This is a genomic window from Halorubrum trapanicum (assembly GCF_017873555.1).
GTDB lineage: Archaea > Halobacteriota > Halobacteria > Halobacteriales > Haloferacaceae > Halorubrum > Halorubrum trapanicum.
The window spans coordinates 139,033-153,943 of record NZ_JAGGKE010000006.1; the positions used below are offsets into that span (position 1 = coordinate 139,033).

The following is a 14,911-nucleotide window of genomic DNA, read 5'->3' on the forward strand; positions in this document are numbered from 1 at the left end:
TGCCCGTGGCAACTGATGACACAGGTACGACGCCGCGCCGCCGACCCGCGTCTCAGTCCGCGACGTGCTCACCCATCGTCGCGCTCAGTCCGCGTCCCGTTTCACCGTATCGGCGTACGCGTCCGCGAGCCGCGTCGGCTCGGGGAGCTTGTAGCCCGCGCAAAGCGCCGCGACGAGGTCGACGGCGGTCTCCGCCGACAGCCGATGGCCGGGGCTCACGTACAGCGGGTTCACCCGCCTGCTGTTCGGGTACTGGCGCGACTGGAACGCGTGGCCGATGACGGTGCCCGCCTCGGCGGTCGTCACCGCGTCGTCGGCGCGGATCGGCGTCCGCCAGCCTTCGGGGCGCTCGTCGGTCACCTCGTCGGGGTCGCCACAGAGGAGGCTCTTCGCGACGCCGACGCTCGGCACGTCGCGGAGGACGCCGACGTGGGTCGCCAGCCCCGCCTCCCGGAAGTGGATCCGGCCGGAGCCGTCGCAGATCAGCAGGTCTGGGTCGGCGTCGAGCGCGTCGAGCGCGGCGAGGATCGGTTCCCCCTCCCGGAACGCGAGCAGGCCGGGGATGTAGGGGATCGACAGCGACGTCGTCGCGCTCGCGTACTCGATCACGCGCCCGCCCCGGAGCGCGACCGCGGCCGAGACGGCCGCGTCGGGCCGGTCCTCCCCGCGGTCGGTGAGGAACGCCTGGTCGACGCCGACGACGGTCGGGGCGTCCGGATCGGGCGTCGTGTCGGCGCTGCGCTCGTCGTCGCCGGTCCCCAGCCGCGCCTGCGCCTCGTCGCGCGCCGGCGGGAGTCCGTCGGCGAGCGAGGCGACCTCCTCGACCGCGACGGCGGCCGGGTCGAGACCGTGGTCGTCTTCGAACGTCGCGGCCGCCGCGATCTCGCGCTGGAGGGCCTCCATCTCTGCGCGCGACAGCGACGGATCCGGTCGGAGATCGGGTCGCGCGAGGTCCATCAGAACCGTCCGCCGGGACCGCCCGGCCCGCCGGGACCGCGCGGGCCGCGCGCGCCGCCCATCGAGACGCCGCCCGCGCCGCCCGTGGAGCGCGCCAGCCCCTCGTTGCGCTTCCCGAACGCCAGCCCGATGGCGAAGCCGATCAGGTGCGCGAGGTGCGCGATGTTGCCGGCGCTCCCGCCCCCGCCGGCCTGGAGGCTCTGGACGACGAGGACCGCCGAGACGAGCGCGATCCCCCACGTGAGGTACTTGATCTTCATCGGAATCACGAAGAACAGCAGCACCTGCATGTTCGGCCGCCAGACGGTGAGGACGCCTAAGATTGCGAAGCCGGCGCCGCTGGCGCCCAGCACGCCGACGGGGGGTGCGCCGGTCGCGATCCCGAACAGGACGTGGCCGAGGCCGGCGATCATTCCCGACAGGACGAAGAACGCGACGAACCGCTTCGACCCCACCGCGCGCTCGACGAGGGGACCGAAGAACAGGATGACGATGCTGTTGCCGACGATGTGGAACAGCACTCCGGGTGCGTGCGAGAACACCGACGTCACCCACGTCCAGACGTTGGCGAGCGCGTCCGGCTGGAGGACGAACAGCTGGTCGTGGAGCGCCTCCCCTCCGACGAACAGCGCGACCCACTGGGCGACGAACGTGACCCAGATCGCCAGCAGGATGGCGTAGGTCGCGTTGTTTCTGAAGTATCCCATGATCCCCCCGGTCCCGCTCGCGCGGTCGACCCGACGTTTGAACCGGCCGACGACCCCCGCGGACGCGCCCCCGGCTCGGCCGCCGGTGCCGCCCGTCGACCCGCCCTCGACGCTCTCGTCGAAGCCGCTGTCGAAGACGCCGCCGGGGTCGTCCCACTCGGCGAGGCCCGGGCAGTCGTGGTTCTCGGGCAGTCGGTGTTCGGCACAGAACGTCTGGCCGCACCGCTTACACTGGTACGGGAGGTTCTCGTACTCCCCGCACACGTCGCACGTCGCCATTGGCGTGTGTTACGGGGGCGGTCGTAAAGCGGTTTGGCTCTATACGTGGTTTCTCGTGCGACGGACGGCGGCCGTGATGATTGTTTATAAACGCTATCTGACAGCACAGCGGCGTGCACTTCCAAAGCCCCAGCCGCTCGGCCGTACGACGATAGATCTCGTAGATCTCCGATCGATACGAACACCGCCAAAGCCCCAGCCGCTCGGCCGTACGACAATAGATCTCGTAGATCTCCGATCGATACGAACACCGCCAAAGCCCCAGCCGCGAGGACTCGATGGGCTCGCTGCGGTCCTCGTCGCTCACTCCGTTCGCTCCTGCGGTCCTTGCGTCGCCCGTCTTCGTCCTCGCGGCTGCCCCTTTGAGTCCCGCCCAGCACAGCAACCGCAGCCTCACGCCTCCCCAGCCTCGTCAGTCGCCCTCGCTTCGCTTCGGGCGACTGACTCCCTCGCGCGTGCGACTCGCGGCCTCCGCTTCGCTCCGGCCGCTCGTCGGCACACGCCACCGCACCGCATCTGTTTATAAACGGTCGCCGCAGGTCCGGCTATCTACTTATAAATGATCAGTCACTCGTCCGCTCCGCCCTCCCGCAGCCCGTCCACGAGGTCTCTGAGCGTCGCGAGCGGGTACTGACCGGGCGCGGTCGCGTTCGCGGGGTCGACGGGCGCGTAGCCGATCTTCGAGCCGTAGAGGGGCGTGACCGCTCTGGTGTGCCGTCCCGGCTCGCCCATACACATCGTCGCGACGCGGTGGCCGGCGGCGGTCGCCTCGTGGGTCGCCTCGATCATCGCGAGCGCGTCGGCCGGCGCGGTCGCGGTCGTCGCCAGCTTCCCCGCGTCGCCCTCGCTCGCGGCGTCGGCGAGCAGGTCGACGAGCGCGGCCGGCTCCGGGGTGGACTCGAAGTCGTGGACCGACGCGATCACCTCGACGCCCGCCTCGCGCGCGGCGTCGCGCAGCGCGGTCGCGTGCGACGCCTCGGCCGGGTCCGGGTGCGTCCCGCGCAGCGCGGCGAGTTCGACGTCGACCGCGGCGACGGCGTCGCGACCGACCGCGTCCGAGAGTGCGTCGTAGCGGCCGAGTCCCTCCGCCTCGCCGCCCTCCCACGACGCCCGGTTCGTGACGACGAGCGGGAGGTCGCCGTCGTAGCTCGCCAGCTGGTCGAGCGGGGAGTCCGCGAGGTCCATCCGGAACTCCACCGCGTCGGCGTGCTTGCGGGCGCGCGGCTCCTCGGTGAGGTCGGCCGTGCTCGCCGCGAGGACGAACTCCTCGAACATGCCCGGGCGTTCCGCGGCCGGGGACTTAGCTGTGTGCGTCCGGGCGGAAACGGAAGCGCGCGGGCGGCAGAAGCGGTCGGCTTACGCGACGAGACCGTCCTCGGCCTCGAGCAGCTCGTGGTAGCGGTTCCGGATGGTGACCTCGCTGATGTCGGCGACCTCCGAGACCGCGGCCTGCGTCGTCTTCTCGTTGGTGAGGAGCGCGGCAGCGTAGACGGCGGCCGCGGCGAGACCCACCGGCGACTTGCCCGAGTGGACGCCCTTCTCCTTGGCGTTGCGCAGGAGGCTCTTCGCGCGCATCTCGGACTCCTCGCTCAGTTCGAGGTCGGAGGCGAACCGCGGGACGTACTGCTCGGGGTCGGCCGGCTTCACTTCCAGCTTCAGCTCGCGGACGACGTACCGGTACGTCCGGGCGATCTCGGCCTTCTCGACGCGGGAGACGTCGGCGATCTCGTCGAGGCTGCGCGGGACGCCGGCCATCCGGGCGGCGGCGTACACGCAGGAGGTGGAGACGCCCTCGATGGAGCGGCCGGGGAGGAGGTCCTCGTCGAGTGCGCGGCGGTAGATGACGGAGGCGGTCTCGCGGACGTTGTCCGGGAGGCCCTGCGCCGACGCCATGCGGTCGATCTCGCCGAGCGCCTGCTTGAGGTTGCGCTCCTTGGAGTCGCGGGTGCGGAACCGCTCGTTCCACTTGCGGAGCCGCTGCATCTTCTGGCGCTGGCGCGCGCCGAGCGACCGGCCGTACGCGTCCTTGTCGCGCCAGTCGATGTTCGTCGAGAGCCCCTTGTCGTGCATCGTGTTCGTGGTCGGGGCGCCGACGCGGCTCTTCTCGTCCTTCTCGCGGGAGTCGAACGCGCGCCACTCCGGCCCGCGGTCGACCGAGTCGGCCTCGACGACCAGCCCGCAGTCGCTGCAGACCGTCTCGCCGTGCTCCTCGTCGTTGATGACGTGACCCCCGCACTCCGGGCAGCTCAGCGTCTCGTCGGTGTCTTCCGATTCTTCCTCGTTCGTCTCCGTTCGGGAGCGACTCCCCCGTGTGTGTAGTCGTTCACTCATAGCTCGGTTGCCCCCGGAAACTGAAACTGCCCGAGAGCGATCTTAGTTTACCGTCGACGGAACACAACTTAAAACGACCGGAACGTGTCGCTCGAATCCCGACGAAAGGACACGATCTATCACGCGTTTTTGCCGATCTCCGATCGCCCGTGACGCCCGGTCTATCCCGCCCGACCGCACTCGACCGACCGCCCGGTCGATCCCGCTCGACTCCGTCCGCCCCTCTCCGGCGCTCGCCAAGACCGAAACCGTTGACAGGGCCGCGGCCGGATCGAAGGCCATGTCCGCGCCCCGCGTCGTCTCGCTCGCCCCGAGCGCGACCGCGACGGTCGCCGCGCTCGACGCGGCAGACCGCCTCGTCGGCGTCACCGCCCACTGCGACCGCCCGGAAGACGCGGCCGCCCCGTCCGCGCACGGGACCGATTCACCGACCGTCGTCGGCGGCTGGCTGAACCCCGACCTCGACCGCGTCGCCGCCCTCGAACCCGACGTCGTCCTCACAAGCGACGCGCTCCAGAGCGACCTCGCCGACGCCTGCCGCGAGCGCGGCCTCGACGTCGCACACCGCGAGCCGTCGACCCTCGACGACGCCGTCGACGGGTTCGCCGCCCGCGGGAGCGACGTGGGGCGGCCCGAGGCCGGCGAGCGACTCGCGACCGACGCGCGCGACCGACTCGATCGGATCGCCGAGACGGTCGCCGACCGCCAGCGGCCGACGGTGTACTGCGAGGAGTGGTCCGACCCCCCGATGGCGGCCGGCAACTGGGTTCCCGACGCGGTGCGCGCCGCGGGCGGCCGCTACCCCTTCGTCGATCCGGGCGAGCGCTCCCGCGAGGTCGACCCCGCGGACGTCGAGCGGGTCGACCTCGATCACGTCGTCGTTCACATCTGCGGGCACGGCGACCGCGTCGACCCCGAAACCGTCGCCGGACGCGACTGGGAGGTCGACGCCCCCGTGAGCGTGATCGACGACGACCTGCTCAACCAGCCGAGCCCCGCGCTCCTCGACGGCGTCGAGCGCCTGGCGCGCTTGCTCCATCCCGAGGCGTTTTCGGCCGGCGGCGACGACGCCCGAACATGACGACCCTGCGAGTCGGCGTCGGCAGCGGGAACCCGGTGAAGCGGCGCGCGGTCGAACTGGCGCTCGGATCGGCGGCGGACGACGACCTCCCCGGCGACCCGACCGGCGTCGCGGTCGATTCGGTGCCCGTCGACTCCGGCGTGAGCGAGCAGCCGACGGGCCACGCGGAGACGGTCGCGGGCGCGGAGAACCGCGCCGCTGCGGTCCTCGAAGCGGAACCGAGAGACGGCGACGCCGCGACGGTCGGGCGGGCGGGGTACGACCTCGGCGTCGGCGTCGAGGGGGGCGTCGCCGAGTTCGACGGGACCGACGGTCGGTACCTGATCATGTGGGCGGCGGTGACGGACGGTGACCGCGTCGGCCGCGCCGCGGGACCGAGCCTCGCGCTCCCGGCGGACGTCGCCGCCCGTATCGACGACGGGGCGGAACTCGGTCCCGTGATGGACGACCGCCTCGGGACCGACGGCGTCGCGACGCGCGGCGGCGCGGCGGGCGCGCTCACGAACGGCCGCGTCGACCGCGCCGAGGCGCTCGCGGCCGCCGTGAGCGGTGCGCTCGGGCCGTTCGTCTCGAAGCTGTACTGACCCCGCCTCGGGCCGTCGACGCGGTTCGAAGACCGTACCTAAACGCGACGGTGGGGCGCGGATCTCTCCCTTCGATGTCGGGGAAACCGCAAGACTGCGCCGTGTTAACTCCGTCTACCAACCGCCTTATGCGGGGCGCCGACCTGATACGCGTATGAGCACTGCCCAGCCGGACGCGGTCGCGGCCGAATCGACCGGTCTCTCCGCGAAACAGGCGCGCATCCTGCGGTACCTCCGCGAGAACGCCGCCGACCGGACGTACTTCAAGTCGCGGCTGATCGCCGACGACCTCGACCTCTCGGCGAAGGAGGTCGGCGCGAATATGGGCGCGGTCGCCGACGCGGCCACCGAGGTCGACGTCGAGAAGTGGGGCTACTCGTCGGGCACGACGTGGATGGTCACGGCCTGAACTCCGACTCAGCGCCTAAAATACGCCTCAGAGCGCGGAATTAGGGATCGTACGCCACGAGCGACGCGGCGTCGTCGGCGAGCGCGACCGCCTCGGCGTCGAAGGAGTCCGCGTACCGGACGACGAGCGTGAGCAGCCGCTCCGGCTCGGTCAGCGCGTAGCCGTCGGTCCGGTCCAGCAGGCCGGCGCTCTCCAGGTCCGCGGCCGCTGCGCTTATCGTCGGCCGGGAGACGTCGAGCGCGCTCGCCAAGTCCGCCCCGGTGGCGTCCGGGTCGCGCAACAGCGCGAGGATCATCCCCCGGGGCGTCTCCCGGCGGAGGTAGCCGAGCGCCCGCTTGTCGGTCTCGTCGAACCGGCCAGCCGGGAAGAACCGCCGGTAGTCGGCGTCTTTCACCGACTCGACCGTTCCCGCCGCTTCGAGCTTCCGGAGGTGGTACTGCGCCTCGCCGGTCCCGAGCCGGAGGTCGTCGCGGAGCTTCGAGAAGTGCGCGCCGGGGGTCGTCGGCACGTAGCCGCGGATCGCCTCCCGCGTCTCGTTTTCGTCGCCGTCGCCGTCGTCGGCGCTCGCGGTCCCGACGAACGGCGCGGCGGCTCCGACCGCGGCGAACCGCCGGAGCGTCTCGCGCTTTCGGCCGTCGAACCCCTCTGTCACGGCCGTATTAGTCGACGCCTCGACAAAAACACTTCGCTCGGGGACCGGTTCACAGAGGATATTCCGCCGCCTCGACGGCGTTTCGTACCGCTCTACTCCTCTTTCTCGACTTCGGCGTCCGCCGCCTCCTCGTCGTCCATTTCCTGGATGACCTCGTCGGCGGACCTGATGCTCGCGCCGGCGTCGCCAGCCTTCACGGCCTCGGCCTCCTTCTCCAGCTCCTCGACGTTCATCTCCGCGGACTCCTCGATCTGGCCGAGGATCTCGTCGATGTCGTCGAGTCCGAGCATCTTCCGCGTGTCGTCGTCGAACTCCTTCCCGTCGAGTCCCTCCATCTCCTGGACGTCGGAGCCGGAGAGGGCCTTGCCGTAGCGGCCGACGAGGCTCGTCAGCTCCTGCGGGAGGACGAACGTGGTGGACTCGCCCTTGCCGATCTCTTCGAGGGTCTCCATGCCGCGCTCGATGATGGCGCGCTCGCCCATCGATTCCGCGGAGCGCGCGCGGAGGACCGTCGAGATGGCGTCACCCTGCGCTTCGAGGATCTGGGACTGCTTTTCACCCTGCGCGCGGATGATGTTGGACTGCTTGTCACCTTCCGCCTGCTCGACCGCGGAGCGGCGTTCCCCCTGCGCTTCGAGGATCATCGCGCGCCGGCGGCGCTCGGCGGAGGTCTGCTGCTCCATCGCCTGCTGGACGTCCTTCGAGGGGTTGACCTCGCGGACCTCGACGCTCTCGACGCGGATCCCCCACTCGTCGGTGGGTTCGTCCAGCTCCTTGCGGATCTTCGCGTTGATCTCCTGGCGCTTGTTCAGCGTGTCGTCGAGTTCCATGTCGCCGAGGACGGCGCGGAGGGTGGTCTGGGCGAGGTTCGAGACGGCCTTCTTGTAGTCGTCGACCTCCAGGAACGCCTTCTTGGCGTCCATCACCTTGATGTAGACGACCGCGTCCGCGGTCACCGGGGAGTTGTCGCGGGTGATCGCTTCCTGCCGGGGCACGTCCAGCGTCTGCGTCCGCATGTCGAACGGGTACGTCCGCGAGACGAACGGCGGAATGAGGTTGATACCCGGTTCGAGCAGCTTGCGGTACTCGCCGAAGACGGTGAGCGTCTTCTTCTCGTAGGCGTCGACGATCTCGAACGACTGCCAGAGCGTGACGACTACGAGCAGGAGCGCGAGCAGTCCGACGCTCACGAGCCCGAAGCCGAGTCCGGATTGGAGGGTGATCGGATCCATGCCCTTCGTTTAGACCATCGTACGCTTAATAGTTCGCCCGCCGGACCCCGAATCGTCTCGCCGTCCTTCGGTCGGCGCGCCCGATCTGACGCCGCCGCCGGCGGACTCGCCGACCGCTACCGGTCCCCGCCGAACCTCGCCGCGACGTTCTCTAAGGCCGCCCGGAGCTGTCGCTCGTTGAACCGGCGGATCACGGGCGCGCCGACCCTCGTGAGCGCGTTCTCCGGCAGGTCGTACGTCGCGGCGTACGTCAGCTCCGTCCCGCCGTCGACGGGCGCGAGCCGGAGGTCGATCGTTCCGGTGAGCGTCCCGCGGAGTTCGAAGACGTGGCGCTCGGGCGGCTCGTGGACGGTCTGGACGATCTCGCCGTCGATCTCGACTCCCGCCATCCGGTAGACATACGAGAGGCGCTTGCCGCCGTTCCCCAGCGGCTCGACGTCTCGCACGTCCGTGAGTCCGGGCGTGATCGCCGCGTGGTTCGCGGGATCGTCGAGGAACCCGAACACGGTCTCGGGATCGGCCGCGACGGCGATGGCGTCGCTCGCGGCGAACGGGTCGTCGCCCGCCGCGGACGAGTCGTCGGCCGCGTCGCCCCGGTCCGACGCGCCGTCGCTCATGGGTCTCGACGCCCCGTCGCCGCCTCCGGAGTCATCCGCTCGACCGGGGGTCGACGTACGCCTCGACCAGCTTCCGCTCGGCCGCGCGGAGGTGCTGGTGGAACGTCTGCCGGGTGATCCCCATCCGCTCCGCGATCTCCGAGCCGTCGACCGGCCGCGGCCACTCGAAGTAGCCGTTCAGCTCGGCGGTTTTCAGCGCCGCGCGCTGCCGCTCGGTGAGCCGCTCGTCGACCGCCGCCGCGAACTCCGCGACGGTGCGGTCGCGGCTCTCGCGCTCGACGCGCGACCGGAGTTCGACGCCGTCGTACTCGTCGCGGAACACGTCGAGGATCGACCGGACGTCGCGCTCGGGCGGCGCCTCGATCGTCAGCGTCGCCGCGTCCGCCGTGGCGGTCGCCTCCGTGACGACGCCGCCGTGGTCGGCCAGCCGCGCGAGCGGCGGCGACTCGGTGACGGTGACGGCGAAGCTGACGCCGTCGTTCGTCTCCGAGACCGGCCGCACCGACTCGACGAGCGGCAGTTCCGGCAGCTCGCCGAGGTCCACGTTGCCGCCGTCGACTCGGAAGTACAGCTCGCCGGCGTCGTCGTCGAGCCGCGTCGTCCCGAGGTGCTCGACCTCCTCGCCGACCGCGTCGGCGATCCGCGTGAGCGACGACGCCGGATCGCGGATCTCCACGACGATCTCGCAGACGCGGTCGGTGGTGAGGATCCGCGTCGTCTCGACCGAGTGGAGACCGTTGGCGATCATCTTGCCGACCGACTCGCACACCTTCCGCTCCCGGCGGTCGAGGACGTTCGCGCCGTTCCCGTAGATACCCAACACCCCGTACCGGCGCTTCCCGTACGTGAGCGGGACGACGAGCAGCTGCGTCCCGCCGGCGGACTCCGGCGAGAGCAGGCCGCCGTCGCCCCCCTCTATCGACCCGCCCTGAAGCTCCTCCGTCTCGATCGCCTCCCGGACCTCGGCCGGCGTCTCCTCGACGTCGAGCGTCGTTCCCGGCTCGACCCGCACCCCGCTCGCGGCGCTGATCTCGAAGCGCCCGGTCGCCGAGGAGACCTCCCCGATCCACGCGCCGGCGTACCCCGGCTCGTCGGCGACGACCTCGCAGACGCGCTCCGGGATGACCTCGGGGTCCCAGTTCTCGACGAGGATCCGGCTGATCTCGCTGAGGAGACCGTTCACCCGACCGAGGAGCCTGTCGAGCGCCCGGCGCTCCGTCGCGAGCTTCTTCGCCCGCTCCTCGGCGAGCCGCTCCGCCTCCTTCCGCTCGCTGACGTCGTTCTGGAACCCGACGTAGTGGGCCAGATCCCCCTCCTCGTCGTAGACGGGGGCCACCGTCAGCTCGTTCCAGAAGGGGGTTCCGTCGCGCCGGTAGTTGCGGATCTCGACGGTCACCTGCTCCTCGTTTCCGATCGCCTCCGCGACCTCCTCGACGGTCTCCGGGTCCGTCCCCGGCCCTTGGAGGAACCGGGGGTTCCGCCCGAGAGCCTCCTCGACCGGGTAGCCGGTGTGTTCCTCCCACGCGCCGTTGACGTACACGAGCGGGTAGTCCGGGAGGTCCGGGTCGCTGATGCTGATCCCGATCGGCGCGTCCTCGACGGCCCGCCTCACTTCCGGCGCGGACGGCTCGTGGTCGGAGACGTCCTGTCGCGGCTCCGCGGCGGTCGTCCCCGAGGCGACCGCGGAGACGTCGGCGACGAGCCGCTCGATCGACGCCGACCCGTTCTTCCGGAGGAACCGGTCGACGCCGCTCTCGAAAGCCGCCTCCGAAAGGCCCTCCTCGTCCGTCTCGGTGAACATCACGACCGGCACGCCGGCGTCGGCCTCCTCGATCGCGGTCGCCAACGCGATGCCGTCGTCGCCGGCCAGCGCGTACTCGCTGACGACGCAGTCGTACTCGCCCGTCGTCGCCTTCGCGACCGCGGACGCCGCGGTCTCCGTGCGCGTCACGTCGAACCCCGCGGCGTCGAGCGCCGACCGGATCCGATCGCTTCCCTCGTCCGGATGGACGAGCAGAGTCCGAGCGTTCGCCATACGCTCCCTTTCGTATCAATACGAGTTAATGGTTGCCAGTATTCCGAGGAGGTAGAGCGGGGTCCCTCGCTCGCCGCGAACGAGGGGCACCGGACGCCGACGGTGTCCAGTTAGGCATGATTCCTTTGTGATCGCTACGCGTCGCGATCGACGTATGCTGCCGACGATCGTCGCCGGAGAGGCGTCCCGCGACCGGAGCGACGAACGATGAGCGTGCGCGTCCCGGTCCGGGAGCCGCCCACGTCGGTCCCCGGGGACCGCGTCGGTCTCCCCGAGTCCCTCCTCGCGGACCTCGGGGTCGGTCTCGGCGACTCGGTCGCCGTCGAGGACGCGCACCGCGTCGTCGCCCCGGTCGTCGCGGTCGACGACGGTGAGCGGGCCGTCTTCCTCCCGGAGCGACTCCGCCGGACCGCCGGCGTCGAGCCGGGCGAGGTCGCGACCGTGGCGGTCTCGGACCTCCCGGTCGCGTCGTCGGTCACGCTGCGACTCCGCCAGTCGGTCGATCTGGCGCGGAGCGAGGACGCCATCCGTCGCCGGCTCGACCGACGCGTCGTGGCCGTCGGCGACGAGTTCGATGTCACCCGCCTCGGCGGCGCCCTCACGCTCCGGTTCGCCGTGCGGGACGTGACCCCCTCGTCGCCCGCCGTCGTCGGCGACGAGACCGAGATCACCGTCGCGGCCGACGACGGGAAACCGGCCGTCGTCGCCGAACACCCGGGCGGCGCCGGCGACGAGTTCGTTTCGACGGCGACGTTCGAGCGCCTCCGCGACGCGGTCGCGACCCGGTTCGACGCCGCCGACACGTTCGAGTCGGCTGGGTACCCGACGCTGGGACTGCTCCTCCACGGGCCGCGCGGGTCGGGGAAGACGACGCTCGTCGAGACCGTCGCGGCCGCGACCGGCGCGACGCTCGTCCGCGCCTCAGCGGCCCGGATTCGGGGCGAGCGGGCCGGCGACCGGGCGGACCGGCTCGACCGCGTCGTCGAGACCGTTCAGGAGAGCGAAGCGACCGTCGTCCTCCTCGACGACCTCGAGGCGCTCGGGACCGACGACGGGGGCGGGTCCGCGCTGGCCGACCGGTTCCGGGCGACGATCGACGAACTCCGCGCCGGGGACCGAACCGTCGTGATCGGCGCGACGACCGACCCGAGCGGCGTGCCGTCGGCGCTGCGCCGCGGCGGGCGGTTCGACCGCGAGATCGGGGTCGAACCGCTGACGCCCGCGGAGCGGCGGGACGCGCTCGAAACGCTCTGCGAGGGCGCGCCGCTCGCGATGGACGTCGACTTCGAGTCGGTCGCCTCGCGGCTCAACGGCTACGTGTTCGCCGATCTGGCCGTCCTCGCGGACGCGGCGCTGGAGCGGGCGGTCCGGCGCGACGGCCGGACCGCGATCCGGATGGCCGACTTCGACGCCGCGCTCGACGACGTCGAGCCGACCGGGCTCCGGGAGGTCACGGTCGAGTTCCCCGCGGTCGGCTGGGACGAGGTCGGCGGGCTGGAGGAAGCGAAACGCGAGCTGGTGCGCGCGGTGTACTGGCCGCTGGAGTACGCCGACCGCTTCGCGGAGCTGGGGATCGACCCCCCGTCCGGCGTGCTGCTGTACGGGCCGCCGGGGACCGGGAAGACGCTGCTCGCGCGGGCCGCGGCGAGCCTCAGCGACGCGAACTTCATCCCGGTGAACGGACCGGAGCTGCTCGACAAGTACGTCGGCGCGAGCGAGCAGGCGGTCCGCGACCTGTTCGCCACGGCGCGCGAGAACGCGCCGGCGGTGGTCTTCTTCGACGAGGTCGACGCCGTTTCGCCGAAGCGCCGCGGCGACGACACGGGCGCCGGCGAGCGCGTCGTGTCACAGCTGCTGACCGAACTCGACGGGCTGGAGCCGCTGACCGACGTCGTGGTGATCGCGGCGACGAACCGCCCGGACAGCATCGACGAGGCGCTGCTCCGGCCGGGTCGGATCGAGAAGATGGTCGAGACGCCGCTCCCGGACCGCGACGCGCGCCGCGAGATTCTCGGGATTCACGCGCGGGAGACCCCGGTCGCGTCCGGCGTCGACTTCGACTCGCTCGCCGACCGCACCGGCGGGTACAGCGGCGGCGACCTCGCGGCGCTGGTCCGGGAGGCCGGGCTGCTCGCGATCGAGGACGCGATCGTCGACGACGGGCCGCCGGTCGAGCCGACGGTCGGGCGCGACCACTTCGAGCGCGCCCTCGCCGAGACCTCGCCCTCGACCCGTGACGGCCGCGACGACGCCGGTCTTCCGGACGAGTAGGCGACACCCGTCGCCCGCTCTCACCTCTCGTTCGGCTCCTCGTGGAGGTTGAGAACGAAGTAGACGACGCCGCCCATGGCGATCAGTTCGAGCGCCGCCATCGTCCAGAATCGCACGTTGAGTCCGCCGCTCGGTTCCTGTAGCGTCGGGATCAGGAAGATTCCGACGAGCGCGATCGCGGCGCACGCGCTCAGCCCGACGACGGCCCGCGTGTTCAGTACTGGCGGCCGTTCGGTGGTGGTTTCGGTCATGTCGAAAAATGAGGGGTGGAACGGTTTGAACCGTGCTGTTCGCTGCGTCGGGTGGAGTACCCGATCAGTCCGCGGCGGAGGCCTCGGCGCCGGCGGACGGCTCCGGCGCCCCGGTGTCGCCGAGGATGGCGCGGCTGCGGAGCAGGATGAAGCCGAAGCCGACCTTGGCCGTCACGTCGAGAACCATGAACAGGAGGGTCTCGATGCCGAGACCGACGACGCCGGCACCCTCAGTGCCGATGATCCACAGGATCGGGTAGGCCGTCCAGAGGACCAACACCAGCGCGGTCAACGTGTTGAACGTGCTCTGGACGTCGGCCGAGCGCTGCTTCGCCGCGCTGCGGAGGCTCGTGGCGAGGAAGTACAGCACGACGATCATGCAGATCGTGCTGAACAGCCACCAGGAGTACCGCGCGACCGCCGTGTGCGAGAGCGCGCCGACGAGACCGGTGACGATCATCAGCGCGTCGACGCCGACGAGCGTCCCGATGGTCACGCGGTCGACCTTCGCGAGCAGCGCGAGGTCGAGCAGCAGCAGCGGCGTGGTGAACAGCCAGTCCGCGTACCGCGCGTAGTAGATGTCGAGCATCTCGCCGCCGACCTGGACCTCCGTCAGGCCGATGCCGAAGAACATCGACAGGTACGCCGCCGACGCGATCCCCGGCACGAGGATCGTAATCGCGTAGTACTCACGGGCCTCCTTGTCCGTCACGCCCCAGCCGCGGGCGATGAAGTAGAAGGTCCCGAGGAGCATCAGTAGCGTTCCGATACCCAACCACAGCGTCTCGGGGCGTCCGTCCCCGAGCAGGTCGTATCCCGCCGTTAGCGCTATCGGATCCATACCCACATCATGATACAGTATATATTCTATTGAGATCGATGCCAACCCAGTCAGGTATCGCCGTCGCCGGACGCTCGCTTACGGAAGCGCCTCGACCGTCGCCGCCGGCGTCGCAGCCTCCTTCGGGGGAAACGTTGTCGGCCCGAAAGTAATGGGACTGGGGCACCAGGGATCTCACATGGCCGACGACGACACCGAGGCGGAAGCGGAATCGACCGTCGAGACCACCGCGGAACGGGAGACGGAGGCGGAGGCGACCGACGACGTCACCATCGACGTGGAGGCGATCGACGCGTACGAGCAGCGCATCGAGGAGCTGTCGGCCGCGGTCGAGGAGCGCGACGAGACGATCGAGGAGCTCCGGTCGGTCGTCGAGGAGCAGTCGGAACAGATCGACACGCTCGAAAACCAGTTTCTGGACCTGTCCGCGCGGGTCGCCGACGGCCGGAACCTCGGCGTCTGCCCCGAGTGTAACGGTCCCACGGAAAAGAAGGAACGGCTCTTCCGGTCGGACACGATCGAGTGTACGCGCTGCGGCGAAGTGATCCACACGTACTGACCGGGTCGATCCGAGACGCCTCCTCGAAGCGCCCCGTAGTTCCGGACCGCTCGCCGTCCGGACCGCCTCCTCGACCGAGCGGCGTTCCCCGGGACACCGCCGCCG

General features: G+C 70.8%; 15 protein-coding genes. 5 read left to right on the forward strand and 10 right to left on the reverse strand.

Going from position 1 to position 14,911, the window contains the following annotated elements; all coding sequences use genetic code 11:
- Nucleotides 1-84: 84 nt before the first annotated feature.
- The 4 genes from J2744_RS08655 to J2744_RS08670 form a co-directional block, all read right to left on the reverse strand.
- Nucleotides 85-957, reverse strand: a complete 873-nt coding sequence (locus tag J2744_RS08655) for an endonuclease V (RefSeq protein WP_209546776.1) — start codon at nucleotides 955-957, stop codon at nucleotides 85-87.
- On the reverse strand, nucleotides 957-1,943 hold the full coding sequence (locus tag J2744_RS08660) for a rhomboid family intramembrane serine protease (protein ID WP_209546779.1): 987 nt from the start codon (nucleotides 1,941-1,943) through the stop codon (nucleotides 957-959). Before J2744_RS08660 ends, J2744_RS08655 begins: the two co-directional genes overlap by 1 nt.
- A gap of 567 nt (nucleotides 1,944-2,510) precedes the next feature.
- Nucleotides 2,511-3,218 carry a type I 3-dehydroquinate dehydratase gene (locus tag J2744_RS08665; protein WP_209546785.1) on the reverse strand — a complete coding sequence of 236 codons (708 nt, stop codon included), beginning with the start codon at nucleotides 3,216-3,218 and terminating at the stop codon, nucleotides 2,511-2,513.
- An 81-nt stretch (nucleotides 3,219-3,299) separates the two neighbouring features.
- A complete protein-coding gene (locus J2744_RS08670; protein ID WP_006629799.1) occupies nucleotides 3,300-4,274 on the reverse strand; it encodes a transcription initiation factor IIB in 975 nt (324 codons plus the stop codon).
- Nucleotides 4,275-4,554: 280 nt separating this feature from the next.
- On the opposite strand from J2744_RS08670, the gene J2744_RS08675 reads away from it, so the two are divergent.
- The 3 genes from J2744_RS08675 to J2744_RS08685 all read left to right on the forward strand — a co-directional run bounded on the left by J2744_RS08675 (nucleotide 4,555) and on the right by J2744_RS08685 (nucleotide 6,348).
- Entirely contained in the window at nucleotides 4,555-5,355 is an 801-nt protein-coding gene (locus J2744_RS08675) for a cobalamin-binding protein (protein ID WP_209546787.1), read from the forward strand.
- Nucleotides 5,352-5,939: a DUF84 family protein gene (locus J2744_RS08680; RefSeq protein ID WP_209546791.1), complete on the forward strand. Its 588-nt coding sequence runs from the start codon at nucleotides 5,352-5,354 to the stop codon at nucleotides 5,937-5,939. The genes J2744_RS08675 and J2744_RS08680 overlap by 4 nt, the downstream gene beginning before the upstream one ends.
- A 154-nt stretch (nucleotides 5,940-6,093) precedes the next feature.
- Nucleotides 6,094-6,348, forward strand: coding sequence for a DUF7123 family protein (locus J2744_RS08685; RefSeq protein ID WP_209546793.1), 255 nt, complete (start codon nucleotides 6,094-6,096; stop codon nucleotides 6,346-6,348).
- A 40-nt stretch (nucleotides 6,349-6,388) separates the two neighbouring features.
- Here J2744_RS08685 and J2744_RS08690 read toward each other — a convergent pair whose 3' ends face one another.
- From J2744_RS08690 to J2744_RS08705, 4 genes are all read right to left on the reverse strand, one after another.
- Nucleotides 6,389-7,000: a winged helix-turn-helix transcriptional regulator gene (locus J2744_RS08690; RefSeq protein ID WP_209546795.1), complete on the reverse strand. Its 612-nt coding sequence runs from the start codon at nucleotides 6,998-7,000 to the stop codon at nucleotides 6,389-6,391.
- Nucleotides 7,001-7,092: 92 nt separating this feature from the next.
- Complete coding sequence (locus J2744_RS08695; protein WP_209546799.1) at nucleotides 7,093-8,232, reverse strand: SPFH domain-containing protein; 1,140 nt, start codon at nucleotides 8,230-8,232, stop codon at nucleotides 7,093-7,095.
- Nucleotides 8,233-8,348: 116 nt separating this feature from the next.
- On the reverse strand, nucleotides 8,349-8,849 hold the full coding sequence (locus J2744_RS08700) for an SRPBCC family protein (protein WP_209546802.1): 501 nt from the start codon (nucleotides 8,847-8,849) through the stop codon (nucleotides 8,349-8,351).
- 31 nt (nucleotides 8,850-8,880) lie between these two features.
- Nucleotides 8,881-10,884 (reverse strand): bacterio-opsin activator domain-containing protein, encoded by a 2,004-nt coding sequence (locus tag J2744_RS08705; protein ID WP_209546805.1) that lies wholly within the window; start codon nucleotides 10,882-10,884, stop codon nucleotides 8,881-8,883.
- 207 nt (nucleotides 10,885-11,091) lie between these two features.
- On the opposite strand from J2744_RS08705, the gene J2744_RS08710 reads away from it, so the two are divergent.
- Nucleotides 11,092-13,155: an AAA family ATPase gene (locus J2744_RS08710; protein WP_209546808.1), complete on the forward strand. Its 2,064-nt coding sequence runs from the start codon at nucleotides 11,092-11,094 to the stop codon at nucleotides 13,153-13,155.
- Nucleotides 13,156-13,175: 20 nt separating this feature from the next.
- Here the strand turns inward: J2744_RS08710 and J2744_RS08715 are convergent, their stop codons facing one another.
- Both J2744_RS08715 and J2744_RS08720 read right to left on the reverse strand, forming a co-directional pair.
- Entirely contained in the window at nucleotides 13,176-13,406 is a 231-nt protein-coding gene (locus tag J2744_RS08715) for a hypothetical protein (protein ID WP_209546811.1), read from the reverse strand.
- 64 nt (nucleotides 13,407-13,470) lie between these two features.
- Nucleotides 13,471-14,247, reverse strand: coding sequence for a bacteriorhodopsin (locus J2744_RS08720; protein ID WP_209546814.1), 777 nt, complete (start codon nucleotides 14,245-14,247; stop codon nucleotides 13,471-13,473).
- 178 nt (nucleotides 14,248-14,425) lie between these two features.
- On the opposite strand from J2744_RS08720, the gene J2744_RS08725 reads away from it, so the two are divergent.
- Nucleotides 14,426-14,806, forward strand: a complete 381-nt coding sequence (locus J2744_RS08725; RefSeq protein ID WP_209546816.1) for a hypothetical protein — start codon at nucleotides 14,426-14,428, stop codon at nucleotides 14,804-14,806.
- Nucleotides 14,807-14,911: the final 105 nt, after the last annotated feature.

Coding starts and splice junctions, on each gene's coding strand:
- J2744_RS08655 (WP_209546776.1), bottom strand. CDS start 957: ATGGACCTCGCGCGACCCGATCTCCGACCGGATCCGTCGCTGTCGCGC.
- J2744_RS08660 (WP_209546779.1), bottom strand. CDS start 1,943: ATGGCGACGTGCGACGTGTGCGGGGAGTACGAGAACCTCCCGTACCAG.
- J2744_RS08665 (WP_209546785.1), bottom strand. CDS start 3,218: ATGTTCGAGGAGTTCGTCCTCGCGGCGAGCACGGCCGACCTCACCGAG.
- J2744_RS08670 (WP_006629799.1), bottom strand. CDS start 4,274: ATGAGTGAACGACTACACACACGGGGGAGTCGCTCCCGAACGGAGACG.
- J2744_RS08675 (WP_209546787.1), top strand. CDS start 4,555: ATGTCCGCGCCCCGCGTCGTCTCGCTCGCCCCGAGCGCGACCGCGACG.
- J2744_RS08680 (WP_209546791.1), top strand. CDS start 5,352: ATGACGACCCTGCGAGTCGGCGTCGGCAGCGGGAACCCGGTGAAGCGG.
- J2744_RS08685 (WP_209546793.1), top strand. CDS start 6,094: ATGAGCACTGCCCAGCCGGACGCGGTCGCGGCCGAATCGACCGGTCTC.
- J2744_RS08695 (WP_209546799.1), bottom strand. CDS start 8,232: ATGGATCCGATCACCCTCCAATCCGGACTCGGCTTCGGGCTCGTGAGC.
- J2744_RS08700 (WP_209546802.1), bottom strand. CDS start 8,849: ATGAGCGACGGCGCGTCGGACCGGGGCGACGCGGCCGACGACTCGTCC.
- J2744_RS08705 (WP_209546805.1), bottom strand. CDS start 10,884: ATGGCGAACGCTCGGACTCTGCTCGTCCATCCGGACGAGGGAAGCGAT.
- J2744_RS08710 (WP_209546808.1), top strand. CDS start 11,092: ATGAGCGTGCGCGTCCCGGTCCGGGAGCCGCCCACGTCGGTCCCCGGG.
- J2744_RS08715 (WP_209546811.1), bottom strand. CDS start 13,406: ATGACCGAAACCACCACCGAACGGCCGCCAGTACTGAACACGCGGGCC.
- J2744_RS08720 (WP_209546814.1), bottom strand. CDS start 14,247: ATGGATCCGATAGCGCTAACGGCGGGATACGACCTGCTCGGGGACGGA.
- J2744_RS08725 (WP_209546816.1), top strand. CDS start 14,426: ATGGCCGACGACGACACCGAGGCGGAAGCGGAATCGACCGTCGAGACC.